Genomic DNA, 18,692 nt, shown 5'->3' with positions numbered 1-18,692 from the left:
CTTCCTGCGGTTAATGGAACTATCGCGGAAAGCTTTCTAAGTCTCTCAGTCATTTACACAAGTTTTTATACTGAACCAAAAATTCTTCTCCTTTAACAGCCGCAAGCAGCGGCCTCTAGCAACTTTTGCTATAATTTCTATAGCTAATCAAGCACATCTTACTATGTTTTGGCAAAAATATAAAACAATAAGAATGGAGGATTTACTTTTGACAAAATTTGACAGTCCTAAACTGGCCCGCGAAGTCGTCGTCCGTGACCCGGTCCACGGCTATATCCACCTGGACACCCAAGTGGCCCTGGAAGTCGTCCGCTCGCAAGAATTCCAGCGGATGCGGCGGATCAAGCAGCTGGGCCCGACGGCCTTCGTCTTCCCCGGCGCCACCCACACCCGCTTTGAGCACAACCTAGGCGTCTACGAACTGGCCCGACGGATCAGCAACCTTTTTACTGACAAATACCCTAGTCAAAGTACCGGCGACGGACTCTGGGACCCCAGCGAAAACCTGCTGGTGCAGATGGCCGGCCTTTTGCATGACATCGGCCATGGCCCATACTCGCACACCTTTGAGCACCTTTTCGGCACCAACCATGAGCAGATCGGCCAGCAGATCATTCTGGATTCTTCCACTGAGGTCAACCAGGCTTTGAGCAAGGTCGACACGGACTTCCCAAAGGCGGTGGCCAGCGTGATCGCCAAGACCTACCCTAATCCCCAGGTGGTCAAGCTCATCTCCAGCCAGGCGGACGCCGACCGGATGGACTACCTTTTGCGGGATGCCTACTTCACGGGGGCTTCTTATGGGGAATTCGACCTGTCCCGGATCTTGCGGGTCATCCGCCCTTATGAAAAAGGGGTTTGCTTTACGGCTAACGGGATGCACGCCGTTGAAGACTATATCGTCTCCCGCTACCAGATGTACCAGCAGATCTACTACCACCGGGTCAACCGGTCCATGGAGGTCATCCTTCACCACCTTTTGAAGCGGGCCCAGTACCTCTACCAGGAAAAAGAACTGCCGGTTACGCCAAGTTTAGCCAGATTTTTGGCCGGGACCTGGGACTTGCAAGACTACTTGAAGATGGATGACGGGGTCATGGAGACCAACTTCAGCATGTGGACTGAGTCCAGCGACCCGGTTTTAGCGGACCTAACCAAGCGCTACCTCTTCCGGCGGCCTTTAGCCAGCGCGAAGATCAACGAAGAAAGCAAGCAGCTTTTACCGCAATTAAAGGACTTGATCAAGAAGGCTGGCTTTTACCCGGACTACTATACCGGAGTAGGGTCAGCCTTTGACGAGCCATATGACGCTTATAAGCCAAGTGGCAAGAACGCCAACAGCCAGATCGAGATCATGCAGGAAGACGGAAGCTTGATTGAGTTGTCCCAGCTCAGCCCCCTGGTCAAGGCCTTAAACGGAACCCTGCAGGGCGATGAGCGCTTCTTCTTCCCGGTTGCCATGCTCAAGCAGGCAGATTTTCAGCAGTACCTGAAAAACGGGGAATTGCTTACGAAAAAATAAGGCAAAAGAATAATTTCCAAAAGGAAACAACCGTTGCAGAATTTGCAGCGGTTGTTTTTGCATACAGGTCCTTACTTGTCCTTGTACTTGTTAGCGTCGTAACGAGTGTCAAAGAGCGGACTCATTGGCTTGTGTTCCATGATCAGCTTGATAGCGTCACCCATCAAAGGCCCAACGGAAACGAGAATCATCTTATCGAGGTTCTTTTCGGCTGGCTGTTGGATTGAGTCGGTCAAGACCAGGCTCTTGATTACGGAATTGTTCAAGCGGTCTACGGCTGGGCCGGACAAAACGGCGTGGGTCGCGCAGGCGTAAACTTCGGTAGCACCGGCGTCCTTCAAGGCCTGGGCAGCCAGGGTGATAGTGCCGGCAGTGTCGATCATGTCGTCAATCAAGATGGCCCGCTTGCCCTTGACGTCACCGATGATGTTCATGACTTCGGAAACGTTGGCCTTTGGCCGGCGCTTGTCGACGATGGCGATTGAAGTGCCCAGGAATTCAGCTAATTTTCTTGCCCGGGTAACGCCACCGTGGTCTGGAGAAACGACAACAGCGTCTTCTTCCAGGTGGTTGCTCAGGAAGTAGTCAGCCAATAAAGGAGCGCCCATCAAGTTGTCGACAGGGATGTCGAAGAAACCTTGGATTTGCGGAGCGTGCAGGTCCAGTGAGAGGACGCGGTCAGCCCCGGCAGCTTGAATCATGTCTGCGACCAGTTTAGCAGTGATTGGTTCTCTGGCCCGGGTCTTCCGGTCTTGACGAGCGTAGCCGTAGTAAGGCAGGACGATGTTTACGGAAGCGGCACTGGCCCGGCGGACAGCGTCGATCATGATCAAAAGTTCCATAAGGTTGTCGTTGACCGGCGCGCTTGTGGATTGGATCAAGAAGACGTCCTTGCCACGGACAGAATCGTCGATGTCGACTTGAATTTCACCGTCGCTGAAGCGAACGACGCTTGAGGTTGAAAGCTTTAACCCCATCCGCTTAGCGATCTTTTCTGCCAACGGTTTGTTTGAGTTAAGCGCAAAAAGCTTGATGTTGTCTTTGTAAGACATAATTCCCTCCGAAAAAAACAGCATTTAACAGTTCCATTCTAACAAAATCCGGCATTCTTTTGTTGGAAAACAGGGATTTGTGTTCAGTTTTTAAGCAAAAAATTCCTCTTACTCCTGTTTTGACCTGAAAAAAAGCAAGAAAGCCTTTTATTTTTCAAGCGGATAGAAAAAATCGTCTGTTTTCGGGCAAAGAAAAAAGCTCTGACAATTGTCAAAGCTTCTTCTGGATTACTTAGATGCGATTACCTTAACGGCGCTGGCCTTCAGGTAGGCGCTGTTGCCGATGTAGTAGTACTTGCTTCCCTTGATGGTGATAGTCTTGGAAACCTTGTACTTGGTCCCCTTGTAAGCTACAGTACTCTTCCAGCCTTGGTAAACGTATGGGCTCTTCTTAGTGAACTTTGAACCGTCCTTGTGGTAGAAAGGAGTGGTCTTCTTAGTTACTTGAATTTGAGTTACAGTCTTCTTTGAGCTGGTCTTCTTGGAAGAAGAGCTGCTTGAAGTTGAACTAGTCTTCTTGGAGCTGGACTTGCTTGAGCTTGAAGTTGAACTAGTCTTCTTGGAAGTAGTCTTGCTTGAACTAGTGCTTGCCTTCTTTGCGCTTGAAGTTGAGCTGGACTTAACCGTCTTAGTTGCAGTTACCTTGACGTCGCTGGCCTTCAGGTAAGCGTCGTTGCCGATGTAGTAGTACTTAGCACCCTTGATGGTTACAGTCTTAACTACGTTGTAGCTGGTGTTCTTGTAAGCTACAGTGCTCTTCCAGCTACCGTAAACGTAAGGCTTCTTCTTGGTGAACTTAGAACCGTCCTTGTGGTAAAAAGGAGTGGTCTTCTTAGTTACCTTAACCTTGGTTGCTTGCTTAACCGTGGTGGTCTTGGCAAAAGCCGCGTTTTGAGTAAGCAGAGCGGCTGGAGTAGCCATGGTCAAAGCCAATGATGCTGATGCAAAAGCAATTTTCTTAGTAAACTTCATCGATATGCAATCCTTTCTTGCTTCTTTTTGTACATTGCCTAGATTATACACCCTCTGTTTAAAAATTGCTTATTAAAGTTCTCAAAAGAAAGGCAATTTTTCCTTAAAAGCTACTGTAAACGGATGCATTTTACTTATTAAAAAAAGGAGCCGGAGCTCCTTTTCGAGATTATTTCCATTCTTCGTCTTCAGACAAAGGCAGCTTGTGCCAGTAGTCTTCCTTGTTGACCTGCCGGCCCCGGGCGATGGCCATTTCATACTTGCCAACGTCCTTGGTAATGGTTGAGTCAGCCGCGATAAAGGCATGGTCGGCCACATTAATCGGAGAAACCAGGGTTGACCCAGCCCCGATGAAGGACTTATCACCAACCGTAGTGTGGAACTTCTTTACCCCGTCAAAGTTGGAGAAGATGACCCCGCAGCCGACATTGATGTCCTTGCCCAAAGTAGCATCCCCAACATAAGTCAGGTGCCCGACCTTGGTGTTTTCGCCAATTTCCGCCTTCTTGACTTCCACGAAGTTGCCCAGGTGGGCTCCCCGCTTAATCAAAGCCTTTGGCCGCAAGTGGGAGTTTGGCCCGATGTCCGTGTTGTCTTCCATGATTGATTCTTCAATCGTGGAAGAAGTTACCGTCACGCCGTTGCCGATCTGGCTGTCAACGATTCTTGACCCGGAAGTGATCAAGCAGTCTGACCCGATCACGGTGTGGCCTTTAATTGTCACGCCGCCTTCAATCACCGTGTCATTACCGATTTCCACGTCAGCGTCAATGTAAGCCGTGGCGGGGTCGATAAAGGTAACCCCGTCCCGCATGTGCCCTTCATTGATTCTTCTTTGCATGATCCGGGTGGCTTCAGCCAGAGCGATCCGGTCGTTTACCCCCAGGCTTTCGCTGAAGTCCGGCATCTTGTAAGCCCCGACCTTCTTGCCGGCCTTGCGTAAAATTTCCAAAACGTCAGTCAAGTAGTACTCGCCTTGAGAGTTGTCGTTGCCGACTTGCTTCAAAGCAGCCCACAAGTCCTGGTTGTCAAAGCAGAAGACCCCGGTGTTGATTTCCTTGACCTTCAGTTCTTCCGGCTTGCCGTCCTTTTGTTCCACGATCCGCAAAACATTGCCCTGGTCATCTCTGATGATCCGCCCGTAGCCAAAAGGATCCGGAGCTTCAGCCGTCAAAACCGTGGCCGCGTTGCCTTCTTCTTCATGGTAGGCGAAGAGCTTTTCGAAAGTTTCACTGGTAAAAAGCGGGGTATCCCCGGTTACGACCAGCGTTGCCCCTTCCAAAGCAGCCAGCTGGCCTTCCGCCTGCATAACCGCGTGGCCGGTGCCCAGCTGCTCTTCCTGCATGGCAAATTCAGACTTGCCCGCCAAGACTTTCTCCACGTCTTCTGCCCCGTGGCCGACAATGGTCACGATCTTGCTTGGCTTGACCGCTCTGGCGGCATCAACGACATGTTCAACCATGGCCTTGCCGCAAACCTGGTGCAAGACCTTGTAAAGCTTGGATTTCATTCTGGTGCCCTTGCCGGCAGCCAAAACTACGACATATTTTCCCATCTGTTTATAACCTTCTAAATCAATATAAACTAGCCTTCATGGCTAGCTTATATTGTAACATTTAGAAACGGTCGAAGTTAGTTCTATTCAAAAAGTTGCCCGGCTGAGCCAGGATGATTTCCTTTTCGCTGTCGATTTGGCCAATGTTGACCAAGGAAACGTAGTCCTTGATCTTGCGTTCCTCTTCATATTCAGTTTCGCAAAGAACACAGACGCCGGCCACCTGGCAATCAAATTCCTTGACCAGTTGCCGCATCCCGTCCAGAGTGCCGCCGCCCTTCATGAAGTCGTCTACAATCAGAACGTTCGTATCCTTGTCCAGGGCCCGGGTCGGCAACTCCATCTTGGCTACCCGGGAAGTTGAAGAGGACATGTAGTTAACGGACACAGTAGCCCCTTCCGTCACCTTGGACCGCTTGCGGGCGGTTACCGCTGGGACGTTCAAGTAGCTGGCCACGGCATTGGCCAAAGAAATCCCCTTGGTTTCCACCGTCATGACGGCTTCGATATTGGAGTAAGCATAGCGGGTGGCGATCAGCTTGCCGATCATCTCCAGGTCATATGGCCTGCCCAAAATATCTGACAGGTAGACAAAGCCGCCCGGCAGAATCCGGCTGGAGTCCTGGATGCGGCCTGCCAGGTCCTTGAGGTACTTATCAGCCGGCTTCTGGCCTAAGAACGGAATATAGCGGACCCCACCGGCTGCCCCGGCAACGGTCTCCAGGATTCCATCCTCGTTGCTAGCCAGGGTGTGCTTCAAAATGGCCAAGTCTTCAGAGATTGATGACTTCGCTGCCCCGTAGCGCTTGGCAAAAAAGGGCAGAGCAATCAAAGTATGCGGGCGCTCCATCAAAAACTTGGTCATATCTACTAATCTTTCAGAACGTTTCATTCTCTTTCCTTCCTAATGTCTGTTTTTGTACCTATACTAATATACTCTAAAGGGCAAAAAAATCACTAACATTTTCAAGAAATGTTAGTGCAAAAATTCGTATTTTTACTCTGCATCGCTTTCATCATCAAATTCCAGCAAGATGTTCTTGGTCAAAACATCAGTGTAGCTGTATGATGCGTGTTCAAAATTATTACTGTCCTGGTCCAGAGCCACTACAAACACGGCAGGAAACGTGTTCTTCAAAATGCCGCGGCGTCTGGTTACCTTCTTGCGGCCCGCTTGGGCAACGATTGTCAACTCTTCGCCTAGGTGGGTATCTAACTTCTGCTTAATGTCTTGAATATTGATTGGCAATTATGACACTCCTTTATCGAAGTATTGTAACATAATTTCCTATTCAAATCAAGACTGAATTATTTATTCATTTCCGCTATAGCCTGGCTGATTCTGATGAAATCGCTGATGGCCAGTTGTTCCGGCCGCTGGCGCGGGCCTAGGTCCAGGTCGGCCAGCAGCTTTTCCCGGTCTTCCTTGTCTGGAAGCAAAGTCTTCATGTTGTTGGCCAGGGTCTTGCGCCGCTGGGTAAAGCAGAGCTTAACCACCCGGTTGAACTGCTTGCGGTCGCCAACGTCAGCTGGCTTTTCCAAAGGCGTTAAAACCACTACGGCTGAGTCAACCTTTGGCTGGGGCATGAAGGAAGCGTGCCCAACTTCCAAAGCCAGGTCCACGCTCATTTGAGTCTGCACGGCAATGGACAGGGGGCCATAGGCCTTAGAGCCCGGCTGGGCAGCCAGACGCTCAGCCACTTCCTTTTGCATCATCAAGGTCAGGCTGGTAAAGTCCAGGCTGGATTCCAGCAGGTTGAAAATAATCGGCGTGGTGATGTAGTAAGGCAAGTTGGCCACAACCTTGACGGGCTTGCTTAAATCAAAAAAGCCCGCCAGATCAGTTGCAAAGTCTGCCTTCAAAACATCCTTCATGATCAGCTTGAAGCGCTGGTCCAGGTCTTGGCCGTCCACCTTTTCCGGCAGTTCGTTGGCCAGGATTTCCGGCAGGCTATGGTCGACTTCATAAGCCGCCACCTTGCCTCCGGCTAAAAGCAGCTGTTCAGTCAAAGAGCCGATCCCCGGGCCGACTTCCACTACCTGGTCGCCGGGCTCAATCCCGGCTGCCCGGACGATCCCCTGGACGGCATCCAGGTCAACCAGGAAGTTCTGGCCCAGGTTCTTCTTGGCGTGCACAAAGTAACGATTGACGATGGCCGCCGTCCTTACCGGACTAGCGATTGGAATTCTGTTGGTCATTTTTCACCTCCTCTACTGCCTGCTTAAGTTCAGCCAAACTGATGCCAAAAGTCTGCAGGCGCTGGTAAAAACGCTTGGAATTGGCATAGCCGATCCCCAGCTTGATCCCGACTGCCTCCCGTAATTGCCGGGACTGGCGACCCATGGCCAGGCCCAAGTCGACATAGTCCCCGTAGTCAAAGTCAGCCTTTTGGGCTTGGACCTCGCGTAAGTCGCTCAAGGCCCGCTCTAAAGCTTCCTTTGAAGCGTGCTCTACCCCCAGGCTCCCCTTTTTTTGCGGTTCGCCTTCTTTGCGGGTAATAAAGGCCTGCTTGGCCGTTGGCACGGCTTCGGTCACTATCCGGCGGATCCGCTCGCCATTGACGTCAGGATCGGTAAAAACAATAATCTCGCGGCTTTGGGCCAGTTTCTTCAGCTTGGCCAGGACCGCATCAGAAACGGCCGAGCCATTCGTCTCGACCGTCTCAATTCCTGGAAAAAACTGCTTTAAGCGCATCGTATCGTCCTTGCCTTCCACGACAACGACGGCGTTAAAATTCTTCTGCATTTAATCCGTAAATCCTCATTGTATTAGCATAAGTTGCTTCCGCAACTTCGGCCAGATCCAGCCCCTTCAAGTCCGCGACCGCCTGAGCAACGTAGCGGACATAGCCAGGCTCGTTTTGCCGGCCCCGGTAAGGCACCGGAGTCAAAAACGGCGCGTCAGTTTCAACCAAAAGCCGGTCCAAAGGAACCAGCTTGGCTGACTCATGCACTTCCGCGGCCTTCTTGAAGGAAACGACCCCGGAGAAAGAAAAGTTCACGTTCAAGTCCAGGAACTTTTCCGTCCATTCCGGGCCCCCGTTGTAGCTGTGCAAAACCGCCCCGTATTCCAGGTCTGCTTCTTTCAAGATCTGCCAGCAGTCCGCGAAGGCGTCCCTGGTATGGATATTTACCGGCAATTGCAAATCGCGGGCAACTTCAATCTGCCGGGCAAAAACTTTCCTTTGCACATCCCGGGGAGACTCATCCCAGTAGTAGTCCAGGCCGATTTCCCCGATAGCGACTACCTGGCCGCCTTTAACTTGCTCAACCAGCAGGTCTTCAGCTGCCTGGTCATAGTCTTTAGCCACGTCCGGGCAGTAGCCGATGATGGCCTTGACATTGGCAAAGCGCTTAGCTAATTCCAGGGCGCCCAGGTTCATTTCCGGGTCCTGGCCCACGCAGTTCATCCCAACCACGTCCAAGTCCCTAGCTTTTTGGATATAATCGGCTTCTTTGCCGGCAAAAGGCTTGTCGTTTAAGTGGGTATGGTTGTCGTAGATCTTCATTAGCCCAGTTCAGCCCCTACCGGGTGTTCGTCGCCGACCAGGGCCAGCTTGACATCGCCGTCAGCTTCGCTGGACAAAAGCATGCCCTGGCTTTCGTGGCCCAGCATCTTGCGCGGCTTCAAGTTGGTTACAGCCAGAACCTTCTTGCCCAAAAGGATGCTTTCATCTGGGTAGAACTTGCGGATCCCGCTCAAGATCTGCCGCTCGCCGGTCTTGCCGAAGTCTAGCTTGAACATCAAGAGCTTGCTTGATCCCTTGACTGGTTCAACAGACAGAATCTTGCCGACCTGGATCTTGACCTTGGCAAAGTCGTCGATCGTGATCTGCTTTTCTTCCTGCTTTTGTTCTCTTCTTGACTGTTTCTTTGGCTTTGCCTTCTTCATTTCTTCCTTGATGTAGGCCACTTCTTCGTCATTCTTCAAGCGTGGGAAGATTGGAGTTGGCTTGGCAACGACGTTTACGTCCCAGGCAAAGCCGCCGAACTGCAAGTCCTTCTGGCTTTCGTCTTCCCAGTCCAGGCCCAGCTGGGCAAACATCTTGCCTGGAGTTTCAGTCATAACCGGAGCGATCATGATGGCTACCAGGCGCAGGCTTTCCGCCAGGTTGCTCATGACTCTGGAAAGTTCTTCAGTCTTGCCTTCCTTGTTCAAAACCCATGGGGTAGTTTCATCGATGTACTTGTTGGCCCGGGAAATCAGCTGCCAGACATTTTCCAAAGCGTTGGAGAAGTGCATCTTGTCCATGCTGCCGTAGTAGTCGCTGATGGCCTTGGCAGCAACGTCAGCCAGGTCTTGGCCGTACTTGTCCTGTTCCTGGTCAACCGGGGCAACCAGGCCCTTTTGGTACTGGTTGATCATGGAAACAGTCCTGTTCAAGAGGTTGCCCAGGTCGTTGGCCAGGTCAAAATTGGTCCGTTCAACGAAGTCTTCCGGGGTAAAGGAACCGTCAGCTCCAAATGGGATGGCCCGCATCAGGTAGTAGCGGACCGGGTCCAGGCCGTAGCGGGAAATCAAGGATTCCGGGTAAACGGCGTTACCCTTGGACTTGGACATCTTGTCCTTGTAGATCAAGACCCAGCCGTGGCCGAAGACCTGCTTAGGCAACGGCAAGTCCAGGGCCATCAGCATTATTGGCCAATAAATGGTGTGGAAACGGACGATTTCCTTGCCGACCAGGTGGACGTCAGCTGGCCAGTACTTCTTGAAGAGGGAGTCATCTTCTAACCCATAGCCCAAGGCAGTGATATAGTTGGCCAAGGCGTCGATCCAAACGTAAACAACGTGCTTCGGGTCGCTTGGCACCGGGATCCCCCAGTCAACCGTGGTCCGGGTAACTGACAAGTCTTCCAGGCCCGGCTTGATGAAGTTGTTCACCATTTCCTTTTCCCGGGAGTTTGGCTGGATGAATTCCGGGTGGTCCTTGTAGTACTGGAGAAGCCGGTCAGCGTACTTGCTCATCTTGAAGAAGTAGGATGGTTCCTTGACCAATTGAACTTCGTGGCCAGATGGGGCGATCCCGCCGACAACGTTGCCCTGGTCGTCTTTGAAGACTTCCTTCAGCTGGGATTCAGTGAAGTATTCTTCGTCTTCAACCGAGTACCAGCCAGTGTATTCACCCAGGTAGATGTCACCTGAGGCCTTCAGCTTTTCAAAAATCTTCTGGACAGCCTTGACATGTTCTTCATCAGTGGTCCGGATGAACTTGTCGTAGTTGATGTCCAGCTTCTTCCACAGTTCCTTGATGTCCTTGACCATGCCGTCCAGGTAAGCCTTTGGCTTCATGCCCAGCTTTTCGGCCTTTTGTTCGATCTTCAAGCCGTGTTCGTCGGTCCCGGTCAAGAAGAAGGTGTCATAGCCGCGGGACTTCTTGTAGCGGGTCATGGTGTCCGCTGCTACCGTCGTGTAGGCGTTGCCAATGGTCAAACGGCCAGACGGATAGTAGATTGGCGTGGTAATGTAAAAAGTTTTCTTGTTATCTGCCATAGTGCTTGATCTCCTCAAAAATTCTATACTCTCTATCATACAACAAAAAGCCTTACCTTATAAAGCCAATCGGCGATTTAACGGGCTTTCGGGCAAAAAAGAACGGCCTTTTTACTAAAGACCGTTCTTTTTCAGTTAAATCAAGAATTTTTCTTTCTTCATGTAGAAGTGCTTGACGACTGTCGTCAAAAGCAGGTAGCAGACCAGGAGGCCAGCCACGATCCACAGGAATTCTTCGTTCAAGTGGACGAACTTTATGGCTCCGGCCAATTTTGAAAATGGCAGGAGGGTCCCGAAGATAGCAGCCCCGAAAGTAGCAAGCATGACTGTGCTTGATGCCCGCTGCTGGATAAGTGGCAGACGTTCGTCGCGCAAGGCGTGGATGACCATTTCCTGGGTCCAGAGGGATTCCACGAACCAGCCGGTGTGGAAGATGGTCATGAAGGCCAGCTGCCCTGCCGGTCCTAAGGAAGCGTAGCTGCCACCAGTAAGGGCCGGGCAGATTACAAAGAAGAGGACGGCAAAGGTGATGACGTCAAAAATTGATGACGTCGGCCCAAAGTAGAACATGAACTTCGGCATGTTCTTGGTTGACCATTCCCGCGGCACGTGCAGGTAGTCTTCAGACACGCTGTCAAAGGGCAAAGCCAGGCAGCTGGTTCCGTAGAGCAGGTCCAAAATCAAGAGCTGCAGCGGCAGCATTGGCAAGAACGGCAGGAAGACTGAGGCGACCATGACGGACAAGATGTTCCCGAAGTTGGAAGACAGGGTGATCTTGATGTACTTCATGGTGTTGGTCAAGGTCTTGCGGCCGATCCGGACCGCGTGCTCCAGGACGCTCAAGTCCTTCTGCAAAAGGATGATGTCCGCTGATTCCTTGGCCACGTCGACAGCTGAGTCAACTGAGATAGAGACGTCCGCCTGCTTCATGGCCGGGGCATCGTTGATCCCATCACCCATGTAGCCGACCGTGTGGCCGTTTTTCTGCAGGACATCAATGATCTTGGTCTTCCATTCCGGTGACAGCTTGACGAAGATGTCGCATTCTTCAACGATCTTGGCCAGTTCTTCATCGCTCTTGCCGATCAGGTCCTTTTGCCCGTAAACCGTATCGATGTTAAGGCCGACCTTCAAGGCCACGGCCCGGGTAACGGCTTCATTGTCCCCGGTTAAAATCTTAACGGTAATGCCGTCCCGGTTGAGGCTAGCCAGGGCATTTTTGGCGCTTTCCTTTGGCGGATCCAGGAAGGTCAAGAAGCCGATCACGATCAAGTCGCTTTCATCATCAACCGTGAATTTGCCGACTGGAGACGGGTCAACCTTGTAGGCCAAGACGATAACCCGCATCCCGTCACTGTTCAAGTCGTTGATATCTTTAAAAATCTGCTTTTTTCTTTCTTCAGTCAAAGGCAGGATCTGGCCGCCGATTTCCACCTGGCTGGAGACGGCCAGCATTTCTTCAGCTGCCCCCTTGGTAACCAGGAGGTGCTCGCCGTGCTTTTGGTCAGAGTTGGCAACCACTACGCTCATCCGCCGGCGCTGGAAGTCAAAAGGAATTTCGTCGATCTTGTGGTAGTCCCGCTGGATTTCGCTGGTGTCCAGGTCTTCATCAGCCACGTCAATGACTGCCTGGTCGATCAGGTCCTTCATCCCGGTCTGGTAGTAAGAGTTCAGGTAGGCCATCTTCAAAACCCGGTCGGTTTCCCGCATTTCCAGGTTATAGTGCTTTTCCAGGATGACCTGGCCCTGGGTCAAGGTCCCGGTCTTGTCAGTGCAGAGGATGTCGGCTGAACCGAAGTTCTGGATGGAGTTCATCTTCTTGACGATGGTCTGGTGCTTGCTCATTTCCAGGCTGCCCCGGACCAGGTTGGTGGTCACGATGACTGGCAACATTTCCGGCGTCAGGCCCACCGCCGTAGCGATGGCGAAGATCAAAGCATCAGTCCAGTTGCCCTTGGTCAAGCCGTTGACCACGAGAACCAGAGGCGCGATGATGGCCGTCATGGTCAAGAGCAGCTTGGAGATTTTCTTGATCTCGGTGTCAAAAGTCGTCTCCTTCATTTCGGTGTCGGCGATCTGGGCTGCAATCTTGCCGAACACGGTGTGCTCGCCAGTGGCGAAGACCACCCCACGGCCGGAGCCGGAGACAATAGTCGTGCCTTTAAAAAGGATGTTTGGGTAGTCCAGGTAGTTTTCCATCTTGTCCGGGGTTGGGACAAAGTTGGCATTCTTTTCCGTCGGCGTTGATTCCCCATTCAAGGAACTGGCTGAGCAGAACAGGTCAGTGCTGGACAAAAGCTTCATGTCAGCTGGAACCATGTCCCCGGCTGAAACGTTGATGATGTCGCCGACCACCACGTCCTTGGTCGGGATTTCCTGGTCCTTGCCGTCCCGGCGCACGTTGGTCGTGACAGAAACCATCTTCAAAAGGGACCGGACGGCGTTGGAAGTGCGGACGTTCTGGATGAAGGACGTAATCCCGGAAACCAGGACCATGACCACCATGATGATAACGGTGCTGAGGTCCTTTTCCCTTTGCGGGACGAAGATGTAGTTGATGAACAAGGACATAGTCGCCAAAATGAGCAGGACCAGGGTAAACGGAGTCAGGAAAGCTTCGATCAGGAAGTGGAGCTTGCTGGCTTGGCTGCTGCTCGCGATCTCGTTGGTTCCGGTCTTTTCCCGGATATTGGCTGCTTCTTCAGTGCTGAGGCCGTTGCTGTTGGTATGCAATTGGGCCAAAGTCACGCTCCGCTTTTCCAGGGCAATTCTTGCAACCCGCTTTGCGTCATCGCTGGCAGCTTCGTTCATTGTCTTGTTGAGCATAATAGTTCTCCCCTCTATGACAACTTCGCAAACGAACCAAAAAATCCCCCTTACAAACCGTAAGGGGGACCTTGCAAAATAGGGCCACGCCATTGACTAATCGCTCAGCTTTAACACTACGTGACGTAAGCACATGCTAGCTACCTGGAAAGTGCCTTATTTCGACAATTTCTATTTGACCCGTTGGCATCTCTGGATGTTTCTGGGCGATAGCGTGTGTTCACGTAGGAGTCTCACCTAACAGTTCATTTGCTCTCTTTTTAACTTTACATAGAAGACTATACACGCTTAAAGCAGGCTTGTAAACCACTTATATGTAAAGTTAGCGTTTTTATTTGGTTTTTCTGTGAAAAACCTTTATTTTCTACCCTGCCGTCTTATCGTAAAGCGCAGGAAGATGATCACGGCCGCGATCAAGACCAACAGGGCCAGCATGATCGGAATTCTGAGGTCAGCTGGCTTGATCACCCGGTTCACTTCCTCGCTGGACAGGTCAAGGGAGTCCTTTTTAAAGCCGAGGCTTTGGTCGATCAAGGTCACGGAAATCTTGAACAGCTCCTGCACACCTTCATTGAAGGCGATCGGGTCATCAGCCGTGATTTTGGAAGCCGTGTGGCTGAGGATGTTGGCCCGGACCTGGGCGGTAAACTGACTGTGCAGGTCGCTGCTGCTGTAAATATAGGCCTTCTTAGTCCCGTCCTTTTGCACGTTGATCACAATATAGAGGGTTCTGCTTGCCTTGCTCAAGCCGGCCGGCTGGGTCTTTTTGGCATTTTGCAGGGTCTCGACGATCACGATCGGGTGCTGGTCAGACTTCTGGTACTTGGCATTCTTTTGGTCAACCATTTTCCAGGTATCGGAATTGATGATGCCGGCATTGTCCTGGACGAAAAAGCTGCTGGCCCCGGTCACCAGGGGAAAAAGGCAGACTAAGGCCAGGAGCCAGGCCAGCCTAGTCGCTTCCGTCTTCAAGTTTGTGTGCCAGTTCTTCGACGAATTGGCGGTCAAGCTTAATTTGTTCATAAGGTACTCCACTATCACGCAGCAGTTGAATGGCCAAAGGACTGTCGTGATAATCATAATAATAGTTGATCTTGATCACCCCGGCCTGCAGCAGGTGCTTGGTGCAGTTGTAGCATGGGAAGTGAGTCACGTAGATTTCCGTGTTGTCGGTTGAGACCCCGTTTTTCGCGCAGGAAATCAGACTGTTCATTTCAGAGTGAATCGTCCGCACGCAGTGGCCATCGACCAGCTGGTGGCCCACGTCATCGCAGTGGTCCTGGCCGGAAACTGACCCGTTGTAGCCAGTGCTGAGGATCCGCTTGTCCTTGACCAGGACGCTGCCGACCAGGGCCCGGTCACAGGTTGACCGCTGAGCGATCACCAGGGCCTGCATCATAAAGTACTGTTTCCAGGGAATTCGTTTGCGCGTCATATTAGCCTCGGTTCTTGAAGTAGTTGAAGCCGATCGCGTCACGGACTTCCTGCAAGGTTTGGTCAGCCACCTGGTTGGCCTTTTGTGACCCTTGGTAGAGCATATCGTAAACGGCATCCAGGTTTTCAGCGTACTTTTGCCGGCGTTCTCTGATTGGGGCCAGTTCAGCTTCCAGGACCTTGTTTAAGTAGCGCTTGATCTTGACGTCACCTAACCCGCCCTTTTGGTAGTCTTCCTTAAGTTGGGCAACAGTGTCCTTGTCCGGGTCAAAGACGTCCAGGTAAGTGAAGACGGTGTTGCCTTCAACCTGACCGGGGTCTTCCACGTGGATGTGGTTAGGGTCGGTGTACATGGACATAACCTTCTTCTTAACCGTTTCCGCATCATCAGACAGGTAGATGGCGTTGCCCAGGGACTTGGACATCTTGGCATTGCCGTCCAGTCCTGGCAGGCGGCCCTGGCCCTTAGGCGGGAAGTAGCCCTTTGGCTCAACCAGGACGTCGACATTGTAGGTCCGGTTAAAGCTGCGGACGATTTCCCGGGTTTGTTCCAGCATTGGTTCCTGGTCATCGCCGACTGGGACTAAGGTCGCCTTGAAGGCAGTGATGTCAGCGGCTTGGGCAACCGGGTAGGTCAAGAAGCCTACTGGCAGGGAGTCACCGAAGCCCTTTTGCTTGATTTCCGTCTTAACAGTAGGGTTTCTTTCCAGCCGGGACAGGGTTACCAGGTCCATGTAGTCAGTGGTCAGTTCAAACAGGGCCGGGATTTGGGACTGGACAAAGATGGTTGACTTTTCCGGATCCAAGCCAACAGCCAGGTAGTCCAGGGCAACTTCGATCAGGGAGTTGCGGATCTTTTCCGGGTTGCGGGCGTTGTCAGTCAAGGCCTGGGTGTCAGCAATCATAATGTAAGAGTCATACTTGCCGGTGCTTTGGAGCATGACCCGGTTCTTCAAGGAGCCGATGTAGTGGCCGATGTGCAGCTTGCCGGTTGGCCGGTCGCCAGTCAAAATAATTTCTTTCGTCATTCTTCGCTTTCCTTTGCTAAATTCTTTGTTAAATTGTTTCTATCGGGCGTTATTATTATCATTTTAGCAAAAATAACAAATAGATTAAACCACTCCCGCCGGGCCGGAAGAATCTTTTTGAAAAAAGTTGCCAAAAGTACTTGGCGAAAGTTTTTTTCCATGCTATACTTAAGACATCTTGCGGGTATAGTTCAATGGTAGAACGCTAGCTTCCCAAGCTAGAGATGAGGGTTCGATTCACTCTATCCGCTTTTTTTATACCATAAATTAACAAAGAAATAAGCGAGGCCAAACGGCCTCGCTTATTTTTTACTCTCTTCAGTTAAACGGCGATGGTCACAACCGTCAAGACCCCGTTTAAGGCTGCCAGATAAAGAGGCAGCCAGATGGTCTGGGTACTGAGGTAGCTCCAGGCGAAAAGCATGCCAAAGGCAAAGTTGAAGGCAAAGATTGCCGGAGTGAACTGGAAGGTCAAGATAGCGTAAAAGAGACCCGAGCAGATTATGCCGACGTAGGCCACGCCCTTTTTCTCAGTTCTGAACCAGTAGTTGAACAAGAAACCGGTGCAGAGGTACTCTTCCAGGATCGGCAAGACTAACCCATTGGCTAGCATCATGAACCAGTATAAGGCGCTGGTGGAATGAGAGGCATAGGCCAGCTGCAGGCCCGAGGCAGGCATGCCTTTGTAGAGCTGCAGGTAGGAGATCCCGATCCGGCCGGCGGCAACCACGAAGCTTAAGAGCAAGGTGAAGTTGAAGCTGCTCAGCCAGGGGACATTGAAGCGTGAATCGAAGAAGCGCTGTTCACGGTTGTAGCGGTAAATGTAAAAAAGCAGGCACATGGCCGCCAGAACCAGGAACAGGATCACGCTCCAGATGCTGATGGACGGGCTCTTGATCGCCAGGTTGTCGGCCAGGGCCGTGAAAACAAAAACTACAAAATAGACGAGGTAACGGACAAGGTTACCTTCGCGTGATCGTGGCGTATTCATCTTATTCCACTCACTCCTCCGTGAAACATTTGTAATTAGTTTATTATACCAAAGAAATCGGGCCCTTTTTGGCCTTTGTATGAATATTTTTGGTTACTTTTGCTTGACAATGTTTCATGCTTTTTACGTGGAGGGATGAAAAAAGTGCAGCCAAAGCCGGAATATCTGGCTCAAGCAGCACTTTGCTTTTTCTATTTTAGTCCATAATTGCGTAGCTCATGGCAAAGTAGACCAGGCCCAGGCAGGAACAGAAAATGACGACTGGCCAGACAGCTTTAGCGACGTTTTTTGCCGGATACCGCTGACAACCAGGTAGATCACCAAGCCAAGCAAGGTTAAAAGGCCTAAAGCCACGATTAAAAGGTGGTGCCACAGCCAGAAAATCACGCTGTCACTGGCAATAAGGAAAACACGTTCCCAAAGTGGAAGGCGTGAAGCTTGGTACATAGAAACTCCTCCTTAAAATCAAACATCATACCTAATCTGCTTTATTTGCGACAATTGTAGCACCAATCATGAGCAAAGCGTAGCGCTTTTTCACTTTTTGCTCAAAATAAATTAATAAGTGCTGTTGAAGAAGGAATACCAAGCTTCAGCAGCACTTATTTTACAGCAAAGTTGGACCGCAATTGGGTATCCAGGTTAGACGCAATTGAGCGAATTGATTCTGACTTTTCAGCCTTCTTAACAGCTGCTTCAATCAGCTTGCTCAAAGCCGCGTTTGCCTTGACTGCCGGGTCATTTGCGACAGTTTCCAATTGCTTCTTAAATGCTTCTTCTGCTTCGTTTTCTTTCTTGTTAAAAAACATCGTACAGCCTGCTGCAAAAAACGTGTGCAATGTAGCCAAATAGTAATCTTTGACTATGTATTGTCCGAAGACATGAACACAGACATTTTTCTTATTGCCGTCATCACCGGTATTCCGATATCCCAACAAGGGGGTAACCGCATTGACCAGCGCAGGTACCGAAGCACCACTCTTGCAACTTCATGGAAAGGCTCTCGCCAATCCTCGGGTACAGCCAACCCGCATGGCTAAGGCCAGGGCCTTAGCCATTAATTCTCCTTTCTTTAATATTTATAGCGCATGATTTAATTCTGGGTACTCAGTCAGCGCTAAAAGACTAAGCATCGCATTCTTATCTCGATCTACGGCCTTGTTGTATACCAATCGCACTTGTAAGTCAAGATCTGCTTAAACTTGCCAAACATCGACCGATGAACACCCTTTGAATCCACGTGGCTCATCAGCATGCCCTTAACCGACAGATTTTCGATCACTATCTTGTCGTAGTCATTAACCAGTTCGGTCGTAAACTTGTGCATCAAGTCGTTTTGGATATTGCTTGCCTTGCGATAGCATGCTTGAAGCTTGGCTTTCGTCTTCAAGTAGTTCTTGCTTTCGCAAGCAGCTTCTCCATTTCTAACTCGCTTTTTGGCAATCAGACTGATTTTTCATCCCTCTTCCACGAGCAATCCACCTTCGCAATGATGATATAATGATAGTAGTAAAACTGAAAGGAGACGTTTTGATGCCTGAATTAGAAAAGATAGTCGAACGCCCCTTGATCACCATTACCAACCTGATCTGGAGCTTTAACAAGGAAACCCACCGGGTTCAGCTGCTTTTAGTCAAGCGCAAGGACGAACCTTTCGCGGACCGCTGGGCCCTGCCGGAAACCCTCCTTCGGGAAAACGAAAGTGCCGACCAGGCTGCCGTGCGCTTAATCAAAGAAAAAACGCCGATTGTAAAATTAAACTGAACACTGTTCCGATCCAGTAAGAAAAATCGTTTTCACTGGATTGGAGCACAAAAAATC

Annotated in this window: 17 protein-coding genes, 1 tRNA gene, 2 pseudogenes and 1 riboswitch; of the genes and pseudogenes, 3 read left to right on the top strand and 17 right to left on the bottom strand. The window is 50.9% G+C overall.

Annotation, left to right across the window (positions count from 1 at the left end; translation table 11 throughout):
- The first annotated feature begins 208 nt into the window (after positions 1-208).
- Complete coding sequence (locus FD23_RS05090; protein WP_025895886.1) at positions 209-1,522, top strand: HD domain-containing protein; 1,314 nt, start codon at positions 209-211, stop codon at positions 1,520-1,522.
- 71 nt (positions 1,523-1,593) lie between these two features.
- Here FD23_RS05090 and FD23_RS05085 read toward each other — a convergent pair whose 3' ends face one another.
- From FD23_RS05085 to trpS, 13 genes are all read right to left on the bottom strand, one after another.
- Positions 1,594-2,574, bottom strand: coding sequence for a ribose-phosphate diphosphokinase (locus tag FD23_RS05085; protein ID WP_016395853.1), 981 nt, complete (start codon positions 2,572-2,574; stop codon positions 1,594-1,596).
- Between the two features lie 228 nt (positions 2,575-2,802).
- Complete coding sequence (locus FD23_RS05080) at positions 2,803-3,546, bottom strand: hypothetical protein (RefSeq protein WP_025895884.1); 744 nt, start codon at positions 3,544-3,546, stop codon at positions 2,803-2,805.
- A gap of 169 nt (positions 3,547-3,715) precedes the next feature.
- A complete protein-coding gene (gene glmU, locus FD23_RS05075) occupies positions 3,716-5,101 on the bottom strand; it encodes a bifunctional UDP-N-acetylglucosamine diphosphorylase/glucosamine-1-phosphate N-acetyltransferase GlmU (protein ID WP_002878710.1) in 1,386 nt (461 codons plus the stop codon).
- Between the two features lie 61 nt (positions 5,102-5,162).
- Positions 5,163-5,993 (bottom strand): pur operon repressor, encoded by an 831-nt coding sequence (purR, locus tag FD23_RS05070; RefSeq protein WP_025895883.1) that lies wholly within the window; start codon positions 5,991-5,993, stop codon positions 5,163-5,165.
- Positions 5,994-6,098: 105 nt separating this feature from the next.
- Positions 6,099-6,350: a Veg family protein gene (locus FD23_RS05065; protein WP_003612785.1), complete on the bottom strand. Its 252-nt coding sequence runs from the start codon at positions 6,348-6,350 to the stop codon at positions 6,099-6,101.
- A gap of 59 nt (positions 6,351-6,409) precedes the next feature.
- The gene (gene rsmA / locus FD23_RS05060) at positions 6,410-7,300 is read right to left on the bottom strand and encodes a 16S rRNA (adenine(1518)-N(6)/adenine(1519)-N(6))-dimethyltransferase RsmA (protein ID WP_052933547.1); all 891 of its coding nucleotides are present in this window, start codon (positions 7,298-7,300) and stop codon (positions 6,410-6,412) included.
- The gene (gene rnmV / locus FD23_RS05055) at positions 7,275-7,847 is read right to left on the bottom strand and encodes a ribonuclease M5 (RefSeq protein WP_025895880.1); all 573 of its coding nucleotides are present in this window, start codon (positions 7,845-7,847) and stop codon (positions 7,275-7,277) included. Before rnmV ends, rsmA begins: the two co-directional genes overlap by 26 nt.
- Positions 7,831-8,610: a TatD family hydrolase gene (locus tag FD23_RS05050; protein WP_002878718.1), complete on the bottom strand. Its 780-nt coding sequence runs from the start codon at positions 8,608-8,610 to the stop codon at positions 7,831-7,833. The genes rnmV and FD23_RS05050 overlap by 17 nt, the downstream gene beginning before the upstream one ends.
- On the bottom strand, positions 8,610-10,592 hold the full coding sequence (gene metG, locus FD23_RS05045; protein WP_025895878.1) for a methionine--tRNA ligase: 1,983 nt from the start codon (positions 10,590-10,592) through the stop codon (positions 8,610-8,612). The genes FD23_RS05050 and metG overlap by 1 nt, the downstream gene beginning before the upstream one ends.
- A 135-nt stretch (positions 10,593-10,727) precedes the next feature.
- Positions 10,728-13,418 carry a magnesium-translocating P-type ATPase gene (gene mgtA / locus FD23_RS05040; protein ID WP_025896123.1) on the bottom strand — a complete coding sequence of 897 codons (2,691 nt, stop codon included), beginning with the start codon at positions 13,416-13,418 and terminating at the stop codon, positions 10,728-10,730.
- Between the two features lie 88 nt (positions 13,419-13,506).
- Positions 13,507-13,670: riboswitch (M-box (ykoK) riboswitch) on the bottom strand.
- 105 nt (positions 13,671-13,775) lie between these two features.
- The gene (locus FD23_RS05035; protein WP_025896122.1) at positions 13,776-14,390 is read right to left on the bottom strand and encodes a TPM domain-containing protein; all 615 of its coding nucleotides are present in this window, start codon (positions 14,388-14,390) and stop codon (positions 13,776-13,778) included.
- Positions 14,371-14,853, bottom strand: coding sequence for a deoxycytidylate deaminase (locus FD23_RS05030; protein ID WP_025896120.1), 483 nt, complete (start codon positions 14,851-14,853; stop codon positions 14,371-14,373). Before FD23_RS05030 ends, FD23_RS05035 begins: the two co-directional genes overlap by 20 nt.
- Position 14,854: 1 nt before the next feature.
- Positions 14,855-15,880: a tryptophan--tRNA ligase gene (gene trpS, locus FD23_RS05025; protein ID WP_025896119.1), complete on the bottom strand. Its 1,026-nt coding sequence runs from the start codon at positions 15,878-15,880 to the stop codon at positions 14,855-14,857.
- Positions 15,881-16,060: 180 nt separating this feature from the next.
- Here trpS and FD23_RS05020 point away from each other — a divergent pair.
- A tRNA-Gly gene (locus tag FD23_RS05020) sits at positions 16,061-16,131 on the top strand.
- Positions 16,132-16,202: 71 nt separating this feature from the next.
- Here FD23_RS05020 and FD23_RS05015 read toward each other — a convergent pair.
- The 4 genes and pseudogenes from FD23_RS05015 to FD23_RS05000 all read right to left on the bottom strand — a co-directional run.
- The gene (locus tag FD23_RS05015) at positions 16,203-16,871 is read right to left on the bottom strand and encodes a CPBP family intramembrane glutamic endopeptidase (RefSeq protein ID WP_025896118.1); all 669 of its coding nucleotides are present in this window, start codon (positions 16,869-16,871) and stop codon (positions 16,203-16,205) included.
- A 216-nt stretch (positions 16,872-17,087) separates the two neighbouring features.
- Positions 17,088-17,318, bottom strand: a complete 231-nt coding sequence (locus FD23_RS05010) for a hypothetical protein (protein ID WP_230844792.1) — start codon at positions 17,316-17,318, stop codon at positions 17,088-17,090.
- A gap of 155 nt (positions 17,319-17,473) precedes the next feature.
- The gene (locus FD23_RS05005; protein ID WP_025896116.1) at positions 17,474-17,680 is read right to left on the bottom strand and encodes a bacteriocin immunity protein; all 207 of its coding nucleotides are present in this window, start codon (positions 17,678-17,680) and stop codon (positions 17,474-17,476) included.
- 270 nt (positions 17,681-17,950) lie between these two features.
- Positions 17,951-18,315, bottom strand: a pseudogene (locus FD23_RS05000) (transposase); the annotation flags it as partial.
- 89 nt (positions 18,316-18,404) lie between these two features.
- Here FD23_RS05000 and FD23_RS04995 point away from each other — a divergent pair.
- Positions 18,405-18,611 (top strand): annotated as a pseudogene (locus FD23_RS04995) (NUDIX domain-containing protein); the annotation flags it as partial.
- Between the last annotated feature and the right edge of the window lie 81 nt (positions 18,612-18,692).

It is taken from the genome of Lactobacillus delbrueckii subsp. delbrueckii DSM 20074 = JCM 1012, assembly GCF_001433875.1.
In the GTDB taxonomy this organism is placed as follows: domain Bacteria; phylum Bacillota; class Bacilli; order Lactobacillales; family Lactobacillaceae; genus Lactobacillus; species Lactobacillus delbrueckii.
Note: the sequence above shows the minus strand (reverse complement) of the source record. Positions and strands in the feature narration are given on the sequence as shown.

Coding starts and splice junctions, on each gene's coding strand:
- FD23_RS05085 (WP_016395853.1), bottom strand. CDS start 2,574: ATGTCTTACAAAGACAACATCAAGCTTTTTGCGCTTAACTCAAACAAA.
- FD23_RS05080 (WP_025895884.1), bottom strand. CDS start 3,546: ATGAAGTTTACTAAGAAAATTGCTTTTGCATCAGCATCATTGGCTTTG.
- glmU (WP_002878710.1), bottom strand. CDS start 5,101: ATGGGAAAATATGTCGTAGTTTTGGCTGCCGGCAAGGGCACCAGAATG.
- purR (WP_025895883.1), bottom strand. CDS start 5,993: ATGAAACGTTCTGAAAGATTAGTAGATATGACCAAGTTTTTGATGGAG.
- rsmA (WP_052933547.1), bottom strand. CDS start 7,300: ATGACCAACAGAATTCCAATCGCTAGTCCGGTAAGGACGGCGGCCATC.
- rnmV (WP_025895880.1), bottom strand. CDS start 7,847: ATGCAGAAGAATTTTAACGCCGTCGTTGTCGTGGAAGGCAAGGACGAT.
- FD23_RS05050 (WP_002878718.1), bottom strand. CDS start 8,610: ATGAAGATCTACGACAACCATACCCACTTAAACGACAAGCCTTTTGCC.
- metG (WP_025895878.1), bottom strand. CDS start 10,592: ATGGCAGATAACAAGAAAACTTTTTACATTACCACGCCAATCTACTAT.
- mgtA (WP_025896123.1), bottom strand. CDS start 13,418: ATGCTCAACAAGACAATGAACGAAGCTGCCAGCGATGACGCAAAGCGG.
- FD23_RS05030 (WP_025896120.1), bottom strand. CDS start 14,853: ATGACGCGCAAACGAATTCCCTGGAAACAGTACTTTATGATGCAGGCC.
- trpS (WP_025896119.1), bottom strand. CDS start 15,880: ATGACGAAAGAAATTATTTTGACTGGCGACCGGCCAACCGGCAAGCTG.
- FD23_RS05015 (WP_025896118.1), bottom strand. CDS start 16,871: ATGAATACGCCACGATCACGCGAAGGTAACCTTGTCCGTTACCTCGTC.
- FD23_RS05010 (WP_230844792.1), bottom strand. CDS start 17,318: ATGTACCAAGCTTCACGCCTTCCACTTTGGGAACGTGTTTTCCTTATT.
- FD23_RS05005 (WP_025896116.1), bottom strand. CDS start 17,680: ATGTTTTTTAACAAGAAAGAAAACGAAGCAGAAGAAGCATTTAAGAAG.